Here is a 17,689-nt window from a genome sequence, read left to right as displayed (position 1 = left end):
TTTTTCATGTTGTTTGTGCTGCACCGATAACTACGGTAGATGAAAACACTGGTCTGGGCGTGAAATCGCCCTGTTTCATTCGGCAGGCGGTTGACGCAAGTCGGCGTCATGCCAGCCCAGCGGCAGGGTGAGCAGCTGATCGATCAGCTCCCGTCGGTCGGATTTCTCCAGATAGGCGAGGTAGAGCGGGCGGCTCAGGGATTGGCCCCCTTCCACCAGATGAAGCTGCCCCTGCTCCAGGAAGGGGTTCACCATGCGCCTTGGCAGGTAGGCGGCGCCGCCGTTGGCCAGTACGAATTGCAGGGCCATGCTGGCGGAGCTCGAATGCAGCACCGGGGTCTTCTGCAGGCTCTGCAATCGGCTCGATGGCGGTTCGAAGCTGGTGCCCCAGTCGAGATGAATGTGGGGCATCTGCATCAAGCTGTCGGCGTTTGCGGCCGGCTCCCGGCTCACCAGTTCGAACACCAGCTCGCCGATGGGGTGCAGGGCAATCTCGTCGATCTTGGTCGGCTCGGAGAGCAGGGCGAGATCGAGGGAGCGCTCCAGCAGCTGGCGACAGAGGTGCTCGCGGGAGGCCGTTTCGAGGCGCACCGCGAGGCCGGGGGCCAGGGCATAGACATGGTTCAGCCAGTCGTTGAAGTCGAGCTCCCAGAAGACGGCGGGGGCACCGATGGCAAGCTGCTGGCTGAAACCGGGGGAGAGGGCCACGTCCTGCTTGGCGCGCCCCAAAGTATGCAGAATGGCGTCTGCGTAGGGCAGCAGACGCTCACCGGAGGCAGTCAGGCGGATGTTGTTGCGATGACGGGCAAACAGGCTGACCCCGAGTTGCTGCTCGAGCTGGCGGATCCGGAAGCTCACCGCCGACTGGGTCAGGTAGAGATTTTCAGCCGCCCGGCCAAAGTGCCGGGTCTTGCTGACCTCGATGAAGGTCCGAAGCAGCTCGGTATCCATTAATCGAGGGACTCGTCGCTGCCGCCACCGCCGCCTTCAAAGCTGCCACCCGCATCTTCATTGGCGCCGCCAGCGACGGTGCACAGACGGTGCACGCGCTTGGGGCCGATGACTTTGAGATACTTGAACCACACCTTGGCGTGGGGGTTGTTGCCGGCTGCGCCGGATTTGACTTGTTCGATAAAGGCACTTTCTACGTCATCGCGCGGGGCCAGGTTGCCCTGATAGAGCGCCAGCATCACGGTGCCATATTTTTCCAGACTGTCCGCTTCGGCCACGGTGAATTCGCCACTGCGACGCAGGCCACGGGGAAAATGTTTGAAGTCGTTGAAACGCTTGTCTGATTCGAAGCTCATAGTGCTCTTGTTCTGGTTAGTTTGACCTTTGCGGGCAAGTATCATCAGGCCGTCGCAGAGTGCAAAATCAATTTTCTTACTATGTTAATAAATATCTTTTATCGAACAGGGTTTGTCGCATCCCGAGGGGGCATTTTGCGGTGCGCTGCACAAAAAAGCCTGAAAAATAGTGGAGTTATGTCAGATTTTGTACAGGAAAAACCGCTCAAAAACGGGCTCGGAAGCTAAAAATAAGGCGCCGTATGGCGCCTTTTTGTCATCATGACTGAGCTGAACCCGAGTGCGCGGCACTCACTCAATCATGGCTGGCTGTGCCAGGTTGTCGGCACGCCACAGACGATAGCGCACCTCGTACTCCTGGGGCACATAGATGACGAAGGGCAGCTTGGAGTTGTAGTTCACGAAGAAGCCCTGACCGTAGATCTGGACGAAACTCTCCTTCTTCTGGCCGTCCGGGCAGGCCATCAGGGTGCTGACGGGGCCGGTGACCTGGCCCAGAGTCAGGTAGTTGTAACCCCAGCCCTTGACGCTGTGCTGTTCCAGATTGCCCGCGAAGCGGGGCAGGTTGCAGTCGACCAGCATCTTCTTGCCGACTTGCAGCTCGACCATCATGTCGGCTTCGTTCTCGACTTCCGGCAGACGGATCACGACACGTTCCTGGTTCACTTCGGCGGCGGGGAACATGCTGATATCAAATTTTTTCGGTTCGGCGGCGAAGGCATGGCCACCCAATAACAAGGCGCCCAGCAGGCTAAAACGCAACACGGTTTTCATCTGTACCTCTTGGGATTGGTTCAACGCCGCTAGACTAACCGCTCTGCCGGTTTCATGCCAGCGCTGCGGCGTGCAAAACCGCCCTGAACAGGCATCACATGACGCAATTTGATGCTTTTTTGACGGCCAGGGTCACCCTGGCGCTTCTTGCCTCGTGTCAAACAGGGGGCCGGGTGGCCCCCATGGCCAGGCTGTCACCTCACCAGCAGAACCTGTTTCGCCCAAGAGCGGGGGGCGCGTTGGGCGACGGAGCCGCTGGTGATGTCCAGGTAAGCGACGCCCTGAAGGGCCGGCACCGGGGTAGAAGACCAGAGATAGACATAGCCGTCGTTCACCTCCTTGCCATCCCCGGCCATGGCGCGGGGGAAGATGGTTTCGTTCAATGCCGGTTTGTAACAGGCGGACTCCAGAATGCTGGCGAGCTCCTTGATGGTGGGCAGGCGCCAGTCGTGATGACCACCAAAGCCATACAGGGCATGGCTCGGTTCGGTGCGGATCCGTTCCGCCGTCTGCAGTGCCTGTTGCCAGTAGAGGCGGGTGGGCTCCCCCTCGCAGCTCTGGTTGCGCCAGGTCTGGCCGAGCTGGCAGCGCATCCAGGTCAGACCGGTGCCCCTGTCGGTGACGGTGCCGTTGCCGTGATCCTGGAAACGGGCGGTGGGGCTGGTACGGGGCAGGGCGTCGTCGCAGATGGCGATGGCCAGTGCCAGGGGGCTGCACAGGGTGAGCAGCAGGGTCAGAAGATACTTGTTCATCGGGTTACCTCGGCCACCAGGCGCAGTTGCAGACCGTTGGCGTCATTGCTGTTTTGAACTGGGGTGGGATAGTCGGCACCGGTGTCCTCGCCGAGGAAGATGTGGGCGATGGCGCTCAGAGGCGCGCTCTCCAGCCGGCGGGACGGGGTCAGGGTCTGGCTCCAGTAATAGCCATCGAAGCCATTGAGTCCGGTGCCGACATCGGGGAAGTAGCGCACATCCAGGGTGACGAGCTGGCCATCCTGGCGGGCGAGGGAGCCGTAGTGCTGCAAACTCATCAGCTCACGGGCGTGGGGCAGGCGCCAGTGGGTGATGCCGCACAGTTGCTGTGCATTGAGCCACTGACGGTACTGCTCCGTGGTGCAGATGGCCTCCCCTTCGGGGCAGGCGTAATCCCGCTCCTCCTGGGTCGGGTGATAGTTGTCGAACTCCCAGGCGAAGGTGCGGTGCAGATCCCTCGGACTGTCCGGATCCGCCAGCTTCTTCTCCCAGACGAGGCCGGTATTGAGATCCTCCACGCACTCCCACTCGTCGGCATTGTCCGCCAGGGGTTGCCCCTTGCCGTCCAGCTTGCGATAGCGAAGGGGCGCCTGGCCCAGGCTTGCCTCCTGGCCCGGGTGATCCGCAGGCTCCTGGGTGAGCAGATAATCCACCCCGTCCGTGTAGGTGGTGACGCCGCTGGCGGTCACCAACGCCCGGGGTTGCTGCTGCATCAGCACGGCGGCGAGTCTGGCCTGCTGGCTCAGTAGCTCGGGGCTGGCGGCAAAGTGCCGGGCGAGCTCGGGCAGCAGGGTGACAAGGCCTTGCCAGATCTGCTGACGGCGTTCGCTGGCGGGCAGGGTGGCCTCGTCATCGAAGGCGGCGAGGGCCAGCTCGGCGAGGGCGCGGTTGAAGTCGCCCAGCTGCGCCAGTGCCGCCAGATCTGGGCCGGGGTGAAGGGGCGCCAGGGCGAACAGCACGTCCGTCAGGGCCTGAGCCGGTGGCAGCCCGTCCGAGATACGCGTTTGCAGCAGGGTGCTGAGGGGGCTGGGGGTGAGGTGCTGGTTGTCCTGGCGCGCCGCCGGGTGGGCCAGGGGCAGGGCGGCGGGATCCGCCGGAATGAACAGCAGGGGAGTGGTGAGCAGATCAGGGTGGCGCCGGGTCAGGGAGTGGGCACCGGCCTCGCCGCTGACGGCGGGCTCATTGGCTTCGCAGCCGTCGTTCTGGTTCAGGTTGATGCACAGGGTGCCCGCAGCGGGCAGGCTGACCGTCAGGCGGTAGTCCGGCGCGGTCAGGGGAGCCTCGTCCGAACCGCCGCCACAGGCGCTGAGCAGGGGGGCCAGCAGGCAGACGATCGGGGTCATTCTCATGGTCATGGTGTGTCCTTGGAGGGGCCTTGGCCCCTCTCTTCTTTATGTAGGGAGAGTCAGAGGCGACGCAGACGGCGCCACAGGGCCAGCGGCAGCAGCCAGAGCAGGGGGAAGGCCCCCCCGCCACTGCTGTCCGAGGTATCGAAGCGGATGATGCCGTCATCCGGCACGGGCACGGTGTTGCCGCACTGGGCGCCGGTACGCTGGCTGATGCTCCACCCGTTCAGGAGACCCTGATTGCCCGGTTTGCTGTCCACCACCTCCAGGGTCCAGCGACCGGCCAGGGGTTCTCCTTCGAAGGCGCTGAAGGGTTGCAGGGACTGCAACTCGGTGGGGAAGACCCCTTTCAGGCTCGGCAGGGGGCTGTAACCCTTGTCCCAGAGCTGGACCCGGGTGCCGGCGGGGGAGCTGAGCCAGATCTCCAGCTCATCCAGCGCCTCATGCTGCAGATCCAGGCTCAGTTGCAGCCTGTCGCTCACACGGGCATCGCTCTTCTCCAGCAGCAGGCTGGTTTCGCTCAGGCCGCGCACCTCCTCGCTCTGGGCATCGTTCAGTCGCTGAGACCGACCACTGGCCCGGCTGATGACGGGGGTGCCGATGGGCAGGGTCAGGGATTGCTGCCACTGGCGCTCGGTGGGGCTGGTACTGCTCATGGCGAGATTCACCGAGAGGCTCGCCTCGTCGCCGCAGGCGAGCGGGCTCTGGGCCAGCAGGCGCAGGGTGGTGGTCATGCTGGCACCGGCGGCCAGGGTCGCTGGTTGCCAGTTGTCAGGATCGGCCTGCAACCCGGTTGGCAGGGTGAGGGCCAGCTCGTTGAGGGTCACCTCCCCCTTGCCCGGGTTGCTGAGGGTCAGCTGCACCGACTGGCGCTGCCCCAGCGGGATGGCGCTCCCCTCGGCGAGGGCGATATTGACGGGAGCTTGCAGCAGCCCGTGCTGGCGAAATGCCTGCTCCAGCAGACGGGCATAGGCTCGCGTCGGGTAGAGACGGGCGGCAGTATCCACGGTGATCCGGGCCAGTTGCGGCATGCGAATGGCCGGCCCCAGGCCGAAGTGGGATTCGATGATGACGCGATCAAACTCGTCCCTGGCCGCCTCACCGTGCTCGGCCACCGCCGTCAGCAGGGCCTGGAACAGCGGGGTGCCCCAGAGCTGATCCCCGTTGCTGCCGTTGATGGTGCGGTGGGCGGGGTAGCGGTAGTCCGGATGGTAGCGGGCGCGCAGATCGTCGAGCTGGCGCGGGGTGCGGTCGGTGAAGCGGGCATCCCAGTTGAACACCATGGCGGGTTCGAATTGGCGACCGGCTTCGCTGCGCTGGCGATGACTGGCGGCCAGGTAGTCGCCAAAGCCCTCGCCGATGGCTCCCCAGTCACCCTCTTCCCCGAGATCTGGCAGGATGTGGTGCTGTACCCCGTGGCCGAACTCGTGCCAGATGACCATGGGATCCTCGGCATCGGGCACGCCGCTGCGACCCAGCTCCAGCCTGCGTTCGAACGGATCGTAGAGGGAGTTGTCCTGATAGCCCGCGTCCGTGTCGATGTCGAGCGCCCCGGGGATGAGCTCGGTGAAGCCGAGCGCCTTGAGGTGGCGCTGGGCGAGATCCAGATGGTAGTAGGCGTTGATGTCCGCAAAGCCGCGATCGTCCCGGGTCAGGCGAAAACCCTGCACGTCACTGCTGCTGTAGGGGGCCGATTCGGGGGCCATGACATCCACCACCCTGGCATGGGGGCCGCTCAGGCGATACTGCCCGGCTTGCAGGCTCACCGGCAGGGGAACCGGATCCTGGTAGGCGGCCTGTGCCAGCACCAGCTCATCGTGCCAGACCAGGCTGGCGTCCTGCAGGCGGGTGCGGGGATCTGGGTCGAACACCCGGGCCTGAACCTGCTGATCGCCTGCGTCGGCGACATGCAGAGGGTGGGTAGTTGCCTGATCCCCGAGACGGCCAAGCTCCTGCTCCCCGTCGCAACGGGCAAACAGCTGCACCTGGCTGGCCTTGGCATTGCCTGCCTTGTGTTCACGCACCCGCTGGCGCAGGGCTGGCACCAGGGTATCGCCGTCTCGCCAGTACCAGGCTTCGACCGGTCCCAGCGTCTCTATCTGGTTGCCGTCGGTGCGCAGGGTGGCGAGCAGGGGATCCAGGGTGCCGCTGGCATCGCAGCCGGGCGCTGTGCTCTGCAAGGGGCGCAGGTTGTGATAGAGGCGCCAGGGGCGGCCGTCCCCGTCGACACTGACGGCGGCCTGGGTGGCGGCCACCGGCAGGCCGTTCACCCGCTGGCGAAAGCTGTAATGGTGGCCGAGCAGGCTGGCCCTGTCGTAGTCGGGGGCGAGGAGCACACCGAGGCGCTGCTCGAGCCAGCGCTTCGGCGTCGTGGTCAAGGGTTGTTCATCGACAAACTGCAGATCGGCCGCCAGCAGCGGCGATGAGATCAGGGTTGCCGCCAGCCAGAGGGCCAGGGAAGAGGGTTTCATGGTTCACTCCAGAAAAAGAGGACAAGGGGTCAGTGGTTGACGCCCGCCAGGGTGAGCAGGAAGGCATACTCCTGCGCCGCACGCAGCGCCGCCGTTCGGGGGGCGCCCAGGTGGCCGCCGTCGAGTTCGGTGCGCAGCAGATAGGGGCCTGTTCCCGTGCTATGGGATCGCAGGCGGGCTATCCACTTGAGGGGTTCCCAGTAGGGCACCTGACTGTCGTGTAGGCCGCCCGTCACATAGACGGGGGGATAAGGGGCCTTGTGCAGGTTGTCGTAGGGGCTCAGGCGGCGCATCGCGGCATAGTCACCCGGGATGGCCGGATTGCCCCACTCGGCGTACTCCTGCCGGGTGAGGGGTAGCTCGGGATCCTGCATGGTGCCCAGCAGGTCGACGAAGGGAACTTGCAGCACGGCCCCGGCGAAACGGGTGGGCGCCTGGTTGAGTGCCGCAGCCACCAGCAGGCCGCCGGCGCTGCCGCCCATGGCAAACAGCCGGGCGGGATCGATGGCGGGATCCCGTGCCAGGGCATCGGCCACGGCGAGAAAATCATCCACGCTGTGCTGTTTGTCCCGGCCACGACCCTCCCGGTACCAGGATTCGCCGAGCAGACCGCCCCCGCGCACATGGGCGATGGCGTAGACAAAGCCGCGATCCAGCAGGCTCAGCACCCGGGGCTGGTAGTAGGGACGCATGGGGGTGCCGTAAGCCCCATAGCCGTAGAGCAGCAGTGCCCTGGGGTGGGTAATGCCCTTGCGCCAGACCAGGGAGACAGGCACCTTGACCCCATCCTTGCCCGCGATCCAGCGTCGCTCGCTCTGATAGGGGGAGGTGTCCCTGGTCTCGGGTGTCCCCTCCCAGGCGCCGGAGGAGAGATCCAGCCAGCGCTGGTGAGGTGGCTCGGCCATACCCTGGCGGCGAATGAGCACCTTGTCGCTGGCCGGTTGCTGGCTGCCCTGGATCCAGGCCGTGCCTGCGCCATCGGTGAGCGGCAGGCTGTGGGTCAACGCACCCTTGGCATCCAGCACATCGAGCCAGTCATCCCCTTCCTTGCGGTATTGCAGCACGGTGTGCCGGGCAAAGAGGCGCCACTTCTCGAGTTCCCGGCCCTCGCCGGACCAGAGCAGTTGCCACTCTCCCTTCGCCACCAGGCTCAAGTCGGCCACCTGATAGAGGCCGAGGGCGCCGTCCCGGTTGCTCTTGAGCAGCACCCTGTCCCCCTGGGTATCCAGGTAGTACTCGAGGCCGCGCTCGCGCCCCTTGAGCAGGTCGGCCCGACCCGCGTCCAGCAGGTATTGCTCGGAGCTGTCGTGGTTGTTGCTTTGCAGCACCAGGTGGCGGCGATCCGTGGTGTGATAGAGGCCGAGCAGCCAGGCGGGATCGCGCTCCTCATACACCAGGGTCTCCTTGCCATCCTGCCAGGCCAGCAGTTGCCAGGGGCGCAGGGTCTGGCGCTCGTTGGCGAGGGTGTAGAGGGTCTTGCCATCCAGACTCCAGAGCAGATCGCCGGCGCGGTGAGGCAAAGAGGCCAGTGTCTCGCCACTCGCCAGATCCAGCAGGCTGATGCGGTAGTCCCGATCTCCCCTGCGGTCTTCGGCCAGGGCAAGCAGTTGCCCGTCCGGGTGCAGGGCCCAGGCGGCGAGCTCGTAATACCCCTCGGCAGGTTGGCGGGGAGCCAGCCGCTTTCGGGGAGCGTCATTGGCGTCGCTGCGTTGCCACAGGCTGCCGTCCGCCTCCATGCGCCACTGGCTGCCAGCCTGGCTCAGCCAGTCGTCCGGCACGGGTTCGCCCCGCTCCCGGCCCTGCCACTCCGTCTGCAGGCGCTGCACCAGTGGCGCCTGGCCGGCGAACTGCTGCTCGGTCCAGCGGTTCTGCTCGCGCAGCAGCGTCAGGAGGGCGGGATCCTGGCGGCTGTCGTCACGCCAGCCACCATAGGGATCGAGACGGGCTATCTCCCCCTTCATCAGTTGCGGGCGCTCGGGGATGAGGGGCGCGGCCTCCAGGGTTGCCTCAGGCAGGGGGGAGGCGGGGGCCTGCGTGGCCAGCAGGCTGGCCAGGATCAATAGGCTGTGCATCAGATCCCCACGAAGGTGTAGCGCAGGCTGGCACTCAGGGTGCGGCCGCTCTGGGTGAAGAGGGAAGCATCGGTCCCGGCTTCCAGCCCGGCCACATCCTGATAGCGGGTGTAGCGGGTGTCGAACAGGTTGTCGAGCTTGAGGTTGACCTTCAGGGCGTCGGTGACCAGCCAGTCGGCCGTCAGGGCGAAACTGAGCCAGCCGGCACTTTCGAGGCAGTCCCCCTGGCGGCCGGTCAGGCTGTTACCGCAGGTGGGCACCCGGCTCATGGCGGCGGCATAGTCCGCCTGAATGCCCAGACTCCACTCATTGGCCTGATAGCTCAGACGGGTGTTGCCCTCGAGGGGCGTCAGGGTGCGCAGCGCTTCACCTTTGTTGTCCTCGCCATCGACCCAGCCGAGCTTGGTGGCGAGCTCCCACTCCTGGGTCAGCCAGTAGCTGGCGGCGAGTTCGGCCCCCCAGGTTTCGGCCTTGGCGACGTTACGATATTGGCGCAGGATGACACCATCGCTCAGGCGCAGCCCCACCTCGCGCCAGTCGATGAAGTTGTAGTAGCGGTTGTAGAAGAGCGCTGGCTTGATGCTCCAGTTGTCCCCCTCGCCACTCAGCCCCCACTCTATGCTGTGGCTGGTTTCCTCCTTGAGCCCTGTGTTGGCGATGATCTCGAAGGGCGGCAGGGCGAAGTAGTGGGGGATGTTGCCGTACACCTTGTCGTAGGAAGGCGCCCGGAACCCGTTGGCGTAGCTGAGCCAGCTGCGCCACTGGTCGTTGAAGCGGTAGCTGGTGGCCAGGCTCGGGGAGAGGTGCCAGCTGTGGTTGCTGTCGTTGCTGCCGTCCAGCGGCGTGAGCCACTGGTGATCCATGCGCAGGGTGGGGGTGAACTGCCACTGGCCCAGGCTGGCCACGTCGCCGAGCCAGACTCCGGCCCTGTCGGTACGGGCGCGGCTGAAGGGGGCGGACTGGCCGGGTTGGGGAATGCCGGCCTCCAGACTCAGCTTCTCCACCGGCCGCTCGTGGGTGGTGCGCTCCAGCTCGATGCCGTAACTGAGTTGATGGGCGAGATGGCCGGTGGCGAGATCCCGGCGCACATCCAGCTCGGTACCGATCCTGTCTTCGGTGAAGGTGGCGAGCTCCCGTTCGCTGCGATAGCGCGGATAACCGCTCAGCAGATCGTTTTGCAGCAGGCTGCGCTTGTTGGCGGTGTTTTTCGAGTGATTGCCGTAGGCACTCCAGGTGAGGCTGTCGGCCAGTATTGTGTCGAGGTTTCTCGCCTCCCAGGCCAGCTTTCCCCCCTGGGTGCGTTGGCTGCCCTGCTCGTGGTACTGGCGCACCTGCCACTTGCCATCGGGCTGGGGCACTTCGCGCGGCCCCTGATCCCGTTCGGCGTTGTCCTCGAAGTAGTCGAGTTCGAGGCGCAGCAGATGATGTTCGTTCAGCTGGATGCGAGAGCTGGTGGAGGCGCTGAGGCCATCCAGATCCGCCGGGATGCGGCTCTCGTCGTAGTTGGCGGTCTCATGTCCCTGCCAGCCGGAGAGGCGCAGCAGGTGTTCGGTATCCCGTATCCGGGCGGCGCCGGTGGCGCTCAGCTTCTGCTTGTCACTGCTGCCATCGTGCAGCACCTTGCTGCTGAGATAGGCATCCTGGCCCTGAAGGTAATCTTCCGGCTGCTTGGTGCTGATGACGATGGTGCCGCCGATGGCATCGGAGCCATGGAGGGAGGAACCGGCTCCCTTGGCCACCTCTATCTGTTTGACATCGTCGAGATCGAAGCTGAAGCGGCCCACCTTGTCGTTGAGGTCGTCGGCGCCAAAACCGTCGCTGACCCGCACCCCGTCCTTGATGATGAGTACCCGGTTGCCGCCCATGCCGCGGATGATGATGTTCTGGGGGCGACCGGCGGAACCGGTCACCGAGACGCCGGGTTCGTTCTTGAACACATCGGTGAGCTCGGTGGCAACCTGGCGATCCAGATCCTCCTCCGTGATGACGGTGATGGAACCCGACACGTCGGAGAGCTTCTGTTCGATGCGCTGTCCCTTGACCACGATGGTTTCCCGCCCCTTGAGTTCGGGGGGCATGTCCGTTGTGTCGACCCCGGCGGGATCGCTGGCAGCCAGCGCCGTACCGGACAGCAGCATGGGCCAGTAGTGAAGAAGTCGAATTTTCATATTTGAGAATAATTATTATTTAAGCCTGAAGGGCGCGGATTATTGCAGAGGGAGTCAAGCAGATCAATAAATGACAATCATTATCATTTTGTTTTTATGACATTGATCGAATTGAATTTTTTGAGAGTTAAATCAGTAAGGTGGTGGCATACGTTTGCGAGTGACGCCATGGGAAACAGGAGGACGGGTGTGGTGCGGGCAAGAAAAAGCCCGCCATAGGGGCGGGCTCAAGGAGGTGGGCTGGCGCAGATCAGGGGGCGCGATAGAAGCGATTGAGCTCGTTCATCACCTGGATCAGGGTGCCCATGTCCGGGGTGCCGTGCTTGATGGGGCGATAGGTGTAGCGGTCCAGCAGCTCGAAGTCCCCCTGCTTGTTGAACTGGGTGATGGTGTTGCCCTGATAGATGGCGAAGTCATTCTGATCCCCCGCCAGCAGCCAGGTGCGTGTACTGGCTTCGAACAGGTTGCGCCCCGTGCTGTAGTCACGATAGGGGTTGCGTACACCCAGCATGTTCTTCATCAGGGTCGGTACCAGATCCAGGTGGCTGCTCGCCTGCGCCTGGGGCGCAGGTTCGGCACCAGGCCAGGCCAGCACCAGGGGGACCTGCACCTGATAGGTCGAGTAATTGCTGCCATAGCCCCAGCTGTTGCTCTGGGTCTCGTTGAACTCCTGACCGTGGTTGGAGGTGACCACGACGATGGTCTGATCATCAAGCCCCTGCAATTGCAGTTGGGTCAGCATCTGCTCCAGCAGTTGATCGGTATAGAAGACCGCGTTCTTGTAGCGGTTCTCCAGCTTCTGCAGGTTCTCGGGCCGATAGGCAGTGGCCGGGTTGAAGCGGGTCAACTCGGGCTGGAAGGGGCCCTTGATGCTGGCGGGCACCTGATAATCCCCCGGGCTAGAGAGATAGACCAGAGAGAACCAGGGTCTGTCCGCGGTGCGCGTGCCAAGCCACTGCTGCCAGTCGTCGATGAGCCTGCGGTCATCGGTCTGGCGGGAGACGAAGACCTGCTTGCGCAGACCCGCAAGCAGACTCTGGCGATACTGCTTGGCATCTTCCAGTGCACCGAACAGGCCGAACTGGTAATCCTGGCGCAGCATCTCGTCGAACAGCACGGGGGGGCGCTTGTCGGCCCGGATGTCCCCGTAATAGTGGCCGGGCAGCCCGTAGAAGAGGCTGAACATCCCCATGGCTTCATCATTGCCACCACTCATGTGCTGGCGGAAATTGAAGTGGTTGTCCGCGTAGCGCTGCAGATTGGGCATGTTGATGTTGTTGAGCATGTCGGCTCGCAGGGAGTCGACCACCACCACTAGCAGGTTCTTGTGATCGCTGGGTGCGCTCACGCTGAGGGGGCGCAAGGGATAGAGCAGACGGTGCTCAGCGCTTCCCTGATCTTCGGCCTTCTTCTCATACTGCTCGAGGTCGAGCCAGCCATGCTTGGCCAAGAAGCTCCTGGCGGTCATGGGGTAGGAGAGGGGGAAGTTGGCCCGTTGCATGGTGATGGGTTGATACAGGGTCGCATCCGCCCAGCTGTTGACCAGATGGGTGAGGATGAAGCAGACCAGCAGGGCCAGCCCCACCTGATTGCCGTACTGGCGGCGTTTGCGCTTGTTGATCTTGCGCCACACATAGGCCGACAGCAGCAGTTGCAGCAGGAAGATGGCGGGCACCGCCACGAAGATGATGCTCCAGATAGAGCCCTCTTCGGTCTGCGCCTGATCCAGCAGCAGTTGCCACACCTGGCCATTCAAGTGGAACTTGAACAGCTGGAACACCTGGGTGTCGATAAGCAGCAGCACCAGCGCCAGGGTGGCGATGATGGATGAAATGAAGCGCAGCGGCTTCTCCCTGGGCAGGATGAAGCTCAAGGGGAAGATGGTCAGCAGATAGGTGACGAAGCTCAGGAACGAGAAATGACCTATCCAGCTGATGACGAGATAGGTCACGCCGAGCGTGGTCGACGGCCAGCTGATGGCGCCCAGGTAACGGGTCGAGATCAGCATGGCCAGGATGATGTTGAAGAAGGAGAACCAATGCCCCCAGGTGATCAGGCGAGAGACATTATCGCGATAGGGGTTGCCGGTTTCGACCATAATGATCCATCTGCTTGAAAAACATCAAAGAATGCGAAGAAACTCAGTGCGCATCGTGGCGATGGCCCACCGAGGCGGTGAGTGCCTGGATGAACTTCTCGGTGATCGCCTGGCGCTGGGCCGGGGCCATGCCGTTGATGATGTTGGTGGTCAGGTTGCCAAGGACCATCAGACTGAGATCCACCGGTGCCTTGTGTTTCTCCAGGGCGGTGATCAGGTCGTTCATCAGGGCGTCAAACTGCTCGTTATTGTACTTTGATACGATGGGCATAATCTTGGGTTCACCTCGGTTCAAAGCGCCTTATAATACTTCACCCTTTCGGCTAACACTATGGCTTTGTGACATGAGTCTCGATATCGACAAGATCATTCTTCACTCCCTGCGGGCGGGCAACGATGGCCAGCCTCACGCCGATACCCGCAGCCAGACCCTGCCTGCCGACGAGGCAGTACAAGGGCTGATGGCGGAGCTGCATCGCATCTACAACGGCAAGGGGGGAAAGGGCTTTGGCTTCTTCGCCGATCCCGAGGCCGCCGTCGCCGAGCTGGCGGAGGGGGAAGACGCCCCCAAGCAGCCTTCCCCTGCCTTTCGCATCGCCCTGGAGCAGCTGCTGGCGGAGCAGACCGAGTTCGTCCCCTTTTCCGTCAACCTGACCCAGATGCTGGTCAGGCAGCTGGTGGAGCATGCCCTGGACGAGCAAGGGGTGTTGCTGATTGCCAAGTACAACTATGTGGGGGTGGATTACCTGATGATCGCCCTGCTGGAAGGCAAGGAGAGCGTCACCGTGAGCGAGGCGCTGGAGCTGCGCCACATCCAGTACCTGGATATCGGCAAACTCAATCTGGTGGCCCGCATCGATCTCACCGAGTGGAAAACCCAGGGGGATTCGCGTCGTTATATCACCTTCAGCAAGGGCCGGGTCGGTCGCAAGCTGGGGGATTTCTTCATGGATCTGCTGGGGGCCCGGGAGGGCATGGATGCCAAGATCCAGAACAAGGGGTTGCTGCAGGCGGTGGACGATTACTGCGACAGCCGCCAACTCGAACCGGCCGAACGCAATGACTACAAGAAGCAGGTCTTCAAATATTGCACCGAGCAGGCCAGCGCCGGCGAGGAGATCGAGATCAAGGAGCTGTCGGCGGAATTGCCCGGTGATGGGGACCTCGATTTTTACAGCTTCATCGGTCAGGAGTACGAGCTGGAGGAGCGCTTCCCGGCGGACCGTTCCACCCTGCGGGGCTTGACCAAGTTTGTGGGCTCCGGTGGCGGCCTGACCCTGAGCTTCGAGCAGAAGTTGCTCAACAACCGGGTCTTTTACGATCCCCAGACCGACACCCTGACCATCAGGGGAGTCCCGCCCAATCTCAAGGATCAATTGCTGCGCCAGTCGTAATGTGATCCAGCCGTCATTTCTTGCAAAAAGGCACCGGAGTCCGCTCCGGTGCCTTTTTATTTAAGGGGGTGATGTAGATGGAAACCACCTCAGTACTTTTGTTAACACATTGAACAAAATATCGGGAATGAAAGGGTTTTCAGTGGGGTGAAACCCCTTTCAGTGACGTAAATTAATTTCCTTTCTGTAATTTAATTTCCATATCTTGGCAAAAATATGGGGATATTCCTTCCTAAGTCGCTGAAATAAGAAAATGTTTTCATAACTTTCTGGAAGAAAATACGTAATTGCATTTCAAAAATGCGAGGCGTGTCATGTGAGGCATTGACTGCTTGGGATAATATTCATCTGCACACAATGCTCTTACAGCGCGGAACTAATACAAGGAAAGGCTCATGAAAAAGAAATTGCTGTCATCCCTGATCGGTCTGGCTACCCTGGGCGTGGCCTGCTCTGCCACTGCTGCCATTGATGAAGGTCAGCTGACCATCTGGATCAACGGTGACAAGGGCTACAACGGCCTGGCCGAAGTCGGCAAGAAGTTTGAAGCCGAAACCGGCATCAAGGTCACCGTCGCCCACCCGGATCAGGTTGAAGTCAAATTCCAGCAAGCCGCCGCCACCGGCAACGGCCCGGACATCTTCTTCTGGGCTCACGACCGTTACGGTGAGTGGGTCAAGTCCGGTCTGCTGGTTCCCGTGACCCCGAATGCCGCCACCAAGGCCAAGTTCGAGCAATTCGCCTGGGATGCCATGACCGTCGATGGCAAGACCTATGGCTACCCGGTCGCGGTAGAAGCCGTCAGCCTGATTTACAACAAGGATCTGTTGCCCAACCCGCCGAAGACCTTCGAAGAGATCGCCAAGATCGACGAAGACCTGAAGAAAAATGGCAAGCGCGCCATCATGTGGGCCTATGACACCCCCTACTTCAGCTACCCCCTGGTGGCTGCCAACGGTGGTTATGCCTTCAAGAAGACCGCCACCGGCTATGACGTCAAAGACACCGGCGTGAACAACGCAGGTGCCAAGGCCGGCGTCGGCTACATCTCCGAGATGATCAAATCCGGTCACCTGGAGAAGGGCATCGACTACGGTGTGATGGACGCCAAGTTCAACAAGGGCGAAGTGGCCATGATGATCAACGGTCCCTGGGCCTGGAGCAACCTGGACAAGAGCGGTATCAAGTATGGCGTAGCCCAGCTGCCGACCCTGAAAGGCAAGCCGGCCAAGGCCTTCGTTGGCGTACTGGGTGCCACCATCAACGCCGCCAGCCCGAACAAGGATCTGGCCATCGAGTTCCTCGAGAACTACCTGCTGACCGATGCCGGTCTGGCGCCGATGAACGCCGACAAGCCGCTGGGTGCCGTGGCCCTGAAGTCCTTCCAGAAGACCCTGGAAGCCGACCCCAACATCAAGGCCACCATGCTGAACGCCCAGAACGGCGAACCGATGCCGTCCGTGCCCGAGATGAGCCGTTTCTGGTCCTCCTTCGAAACCGCCCTCAAGAACGTCACCTCTGGCCGTCAGGGTGTTGACGAAGCCCTGGATACCGCTGCCAAGCGTATCGTCCAGTAAGCATGCACTACCCGGGAGGCCTTCGGGCCTCCCACTCTCTCAATCTCTCTTGGCGCAATAAAGGTTAATTGGCATGGAAGTAGTACCTTCTATCGAATCCTATGCCGGTCCGAAGAAAGACAAGTACGTCTGGCTGAAATGGACCATGGCGGCACTGATCGCAGTGCTTAATGGTTATGCGGCCGTGATGATGTATGCCAGCGGCGAGTGGGTATTTGCCCTGCTCGATCTGGTGGTCGTATCCGTCGGTCTCTATGTCTTCATGAACAAGAAGACCTATGCCCACCGTTATATTTTCCCCGGTGTGGCAGGCATGGTTGTTTTTATCATCTTCCCTCTTGCCTACACGATCGGCATCGCCTTCACCAACTATTCGGGATCCAACTTGCTCTCCCTTGAGCAGGCACGGGATTACCATCTGAAAAAAACCTACAAGGTGACCGGCGGTGAATTCGATTTCACCCTCCTGGGTGGTGAGAACAATCAGTTTCAGCTGCTGCTGAAACAGGACGACCAATCCTTTATCAGTCAACCCCTTACCTTGCTGAACAACAAGGCGCGTACCCTGGCAGTCCGTGAAGGACGGGTCCGTGACGAGCCCCAGGTTGTTCAGTTGCAGCCTCTGGACGGGGCCACGGTCGGCGAGGCGGCACCCATTCGTGCCATCGTCGATCACCGCACCCACCTGAGTGCCCTGGATGTGGTACTGCCGGAAGGCAATATCCATCTGACCCTGAGCAGCCTGCGCAAGTTCGCCGCCCAGAAACAGCTCTATACCCAGCTGGTCGACGGCGCCGTGCTCAAGTCCGGCGTCATGATCAAGGACAGCAACCTGCTGCGTGACAACCAGAGCGGCGAGCTGATGCTGCCCAACGGTGACACCGGCTTCTACCAGTACATCGATGCGGAAGGTCACTTCGTCGGCAAGGGCGTTGCCCCCGGTTTCGTGGTGAGCGTGGGTTGGAAAAACTTCATGCGCATCATGACGGACCCGGGTATCCAGAGTCCCTTCATGCAGATCTTCGTCTGGACCGTGATCTTCTCCGCCTGCTCGGTCGCCTTCACCCTGGCGATCGGCATGGTGCTGGCGTGCCTGGTGCAGTGGGAGCAGCTCAGGGGGCGTGGTTTCTACCGGGTCATGCTGATCCTGCCCTATGCGATACCGGCGTTCATCTCCATCCTGGTGTTCAAGGGCTTGTTCAACCAGAACTTCGGTGAAATCAACCTGTTCCTGGAAGCGGCCTTCGGCATCAAGCCGGACTGGTACACCAATCCCTTCCTGGCCAAGGTGATGATCCTCATCGTCAACACCTGGCTCGGTTACCCCTACATGATGATCCTCTGCATGGGCCTGCTCAAGGCCATTCCGGAAGATCTCTACGAGGCGTCCGCCATGGATGGGGCGGGGCCGGTACAGAACTTCTTCAAGATCACCGTACCGCTCTTGATGAAGCCGCTGACACCGCTGTTGATTGCATCCTTTGCCTTCAACTTCAACAACTTCGTACTTATCCAGTTGTTGACGAACGGGGCGCCGGACATCATCGGGGCCACCACGCCGGCCGGGACCACCGACTTGCTGGTGAGCTACACCTACCGGATCGCGTTCCAGGGCTCGGGTGGTCAGGACTACGGTCTGGCCAGTGCCATCGCCACCGCCATCTTCCTCATCGTGGGTGCGCTGGCCTTGCTCAACCTGAAATTGTCCAAAGCCGACAAGCAACTGTAAG

General features: G+C 62.0%; 13 protein-coding genes. 3 read left to right on the top strand and 10 right to left on the bottom strand.

The window, feature by feature from the left end; all coding sequences use genetic code 11:
- Positions 1-75: 75 nt before the first annotated feature.
- The 10 genes from hdfR to BGO64_RS01350 form a co-directional block, all read right to left on the bottom strand.
- Positions 76-951, bottom strand: a complete 876-nt coding sequence (gene hdfR, locus BGO64_RS01395) for an HTH-type transcriptional regulator HdfR (RefSeq protein WP_286700045.1) — start codon at positions 949-951, stop codon at positions 76-78.
- Positions 951-1,307, bottom strand: coding sequence for a MaoP family protein (locus BGO64_RS01390; protein ID WP_010674239.1), 357 nt, complete (start codon positions 1,305-1,307; stop codon positions 951-953). The genes hdfR and BGO64_RS01390 overlap by 1 nt, the downstream gene beginning before the upstream one ends.
- A 291-nt stretch (positions 1,308-1,598) precedes the next feature.
- Positions 1,599-2,081, bottom strand: coding sequence for a serine protease inhibitor ecotin (gene eco / locus BGO64_RS01385; protein WP_010674240.1), 483 nt, complete (start codon positions 2,079-2,081; stop codon positions 1,599-1,601).
- Between the two features lie 194 nt (positions 2,082-2,275).
- Positions 2,276-2,833, bottom strand: a complete 558-nt coding sequence (locus BGO64_RS01380; protein WP_010674241.1) for an Lcl C-terminal domain-containing protein — start codon at positions 2,831-2,833, stop codon at positions 2,276-2,278.
- Positions 2,830-4,188 carry an Lcl C-terminal domain-containing protein gene (locus tag BGO64_RS01375; RefSeq protein ID WP_286700044.1) on the bottom strand — a complete coding sequence of 453 codons (1,359 nt, stop codon included), beginning with the start codon at positions 4,186-4,188 and terminating at the stop codon, positions 2,830-2,832. The genes BGO64_RS01380 and BGO64_RS01375 overlap by 4 nt, the downstream gene beginning before the upstream one ends.
- Before the next feature lie 50 nt (positions 4,189-4,238).
- The gene (locus BGO64_RS01370; RefSeq protein WP_286700043.1) at positions 4,239-6,650 is read right to left on the bottom strand and encodes a proprotein convertase P-domain-containing protein; all 2,412 of its coding nucleotides are present in this window, start codon (positions 6,648-6,650) and stop codon (positions 4,239-4,241) included.
- Positions 6,651-6,679: 29 nt separating this feature from the next.
- Entirely contained in the window at positions 6,680-8,722 is a 2,043-nt protein-coding gene (locus BGO64_RS01365; RefSeq protein WP_286700042.1) for a prolyl oligopeptidase family serine peptidase, read from the bottom strand.
- Complete coding sequence (locus BGO64_RS01360; protein WP_410488816.1) at positions 8,722-10,860, bottom strand: TonB-dependent hemoglobin/transferrin/lactoferrin family receptor; 2,139 nt, start codon at positions 10,858-10,860, stop codon at positions 8,722-8,724. The genes BGO64_RS01365 and BGO64_RS01360 overlap by 1 nt, the downstream gene beginning before the upstream one ends.
- A 280-nt stretch (positions 10,861-11,140) precedes the next feature.
- The gene (locus BGO64_RS01355; protein ID WP_286700040.1) at positions 11,141-12,988 is read right to left on the bottom strand and encodes a DUF3413 domain-containing protein; all 1,848 of its coding nucleotides are present in this window, start codon (positions 12,986-12,988) and stop codon (positions 11,141-11,143) included.
- A gap of 43 nt (positions 12,989-13,031) precedes the next feature.
- Positions 13,032-13,259 carry a YejL family protein gene (locus tag BGO64_RS01350; RefSeq protein WP_039038627.1) on the bottom strand — a complete coding sequence of 76 codons (228 nt, stop codon included), beginning with the start codon at positions 13,257-13,259 and terminating at the stop codon, positions 13,032-13,034.
- A gap of 73 nt (positions 13,260-13,332) precedes the next feature.
- Here BGO64_RS01350 and yejK point away from each other — a divergent pair, with 73 nt between their 5' ends.
- The 3 genes from yejK to malF all read left to right on the top strand — a co-directional run bounded on the left by yejK (position 13,333) and on the right by malF (position 17,688).
- Positions 13,333-14,382: a nucleoid-associated protein YejK gene (gene yejK / locus BGO64_RS01345; RefSeq protein WP_286700039.1), complete on the top strand. Its 1,050-nt coding sequence runs from the start codon at positions 13,333-13,335 to the stop codon at positions 14,380-14,382.
- A 395-nt stretch (positions 14,383-14,777) separates the two neighbouring features.
- Positions 14,778-15,959, top strand: a complete 1,182-nt coding sequence (gene malE / locus BGO64_RS01340; protein ID WP_010674249.1) for a maltose/maltodextrin ABC transporter substrate-binding protein MalE — start codon at positions 14,778-14,780, stop codon at positions 15,957-15,959.
- 73 nt (positions 15,960-16,032) lie between these two features.
- Positions 16,033-17,688, top strand: a complete 1,656-nt coding sequence (gene malF / locus BGO64_RS01335; RefSeq protein WP_041215465.1) for a maltose ABC transporter permease MalF — start codon at positions 16,033-16,035, stop codon at positions 17,686-17,688.
- Position 17,689 lies beyond the last annotated feature (1 nt).

The sequence above is a fragment of the Aeromonas sp. 62-46 genome (assembly GCF_001898585.1).
In the GTDB taxonomy this organism is placed as follows: domain Bacteria; phylum Pseudomonadota; class Gammaproteobacteria; order Enterobacterales; family Aeromonadaceae; genus Aeromonas; species Aeromonas caviae.
This window is presented reverse-complemented; position numbering and strand designations above follow the sequence as displayed.

Excerpts from the sequence above, each read along its gene's own strand:
- BGO64_RS01355 (WP_286700040.1), bottom strand. The coding sequence starts at position 12,988 with ATGGTCGAAACCGGCAACCCCTATCGCGATAATGTCTCTCGCCTGATC.
- malE (WP_010674249.1), top strand. The coding sequence starts at position 14,778 with ATGAAAAAGAAATTGCTGTCATCCCTGATCGGTCTGGCTACCCTGGGC.
- hdfR (WP_286700045.1), bottom strand. The coding sequence starts at position 951 with ATGGATACCGAGCTGCTTCGGACCTTCATCGAGGTCAGCAAGACCCGG.
- BGO64_RS01360 (WP_410488816.1), bottom strand. The coding sequence starts at position 10,860 with ATGCTGCTGTCCGGTACGGCGCTGGCTGCCAGCGATCCCGCCGGGGTC.
- BGO64_RS01380 (WP_010674241.1), bottom strand. The coding sequence starts at position 2,833 with ATGAACAAGTATCTTCTGACCCTGCTGCTCACCCTGTGCAGCCCCCTG.
- eco (WP_010674240.1), bottom strand. The coding sequence starts at position 2,081 with ATGAAAACCGTGTTGCGTTTTAGCCTGCTGGGCGCCTTGTTATTGGGT.
- BGO64_RS01375 (WP_286700044.1), bottom strand. The coding sequence starts at position 4,188 with ATGACCATGAGAATGACCCCGATCGTCTGCCTGCTGGCCCCCCTGCTC.
- yejK (WP_286700039.1), top strand. The coding sequence starts at position 13,333 with ATGAGTCTCGATATCGACAAGATCATTCTTCACTCCCTGCGGGCGGGC.
- BGO64_RS01350 (WP_039038627.1), bottom strand. The coding sequence starts at position 13,259 with ATGCCCATCGTATCAAAGTACAATAACGAGCAGTTTGACGCCCTGATG.
- BGO64_RS01365 (WP_286700042.1), bottom strand. The coding sequence starts at position 8,722 with ATGCACAGCCTATTGATCCTGGCCAGCCTGCTGGCCACGCAGGCCCCC.
- BGO64_RS01370 (WP_286700043.1), bottom strand. The coding sequence starts at position 6,650 with ATGAAACCCTCTTCCCTGGCCCTCTGGCTGGCGGCAACCCTGATCTCA.
- malF (WP_041215465.1), top strand. The coding sequence starts at position 16,033 with ATGGAAGTAGTACCTTCTATCGAATCCTATGCCGGTCCGAAGAAAGAC.
- BGO64_RS01390 (WP_010674239.1), bottom strand. The coding sequence starts at position 1,307 with ATGAGCTTCGAATCAGACAAGCGTTTCAACGACTTCAAACATTTTCCC.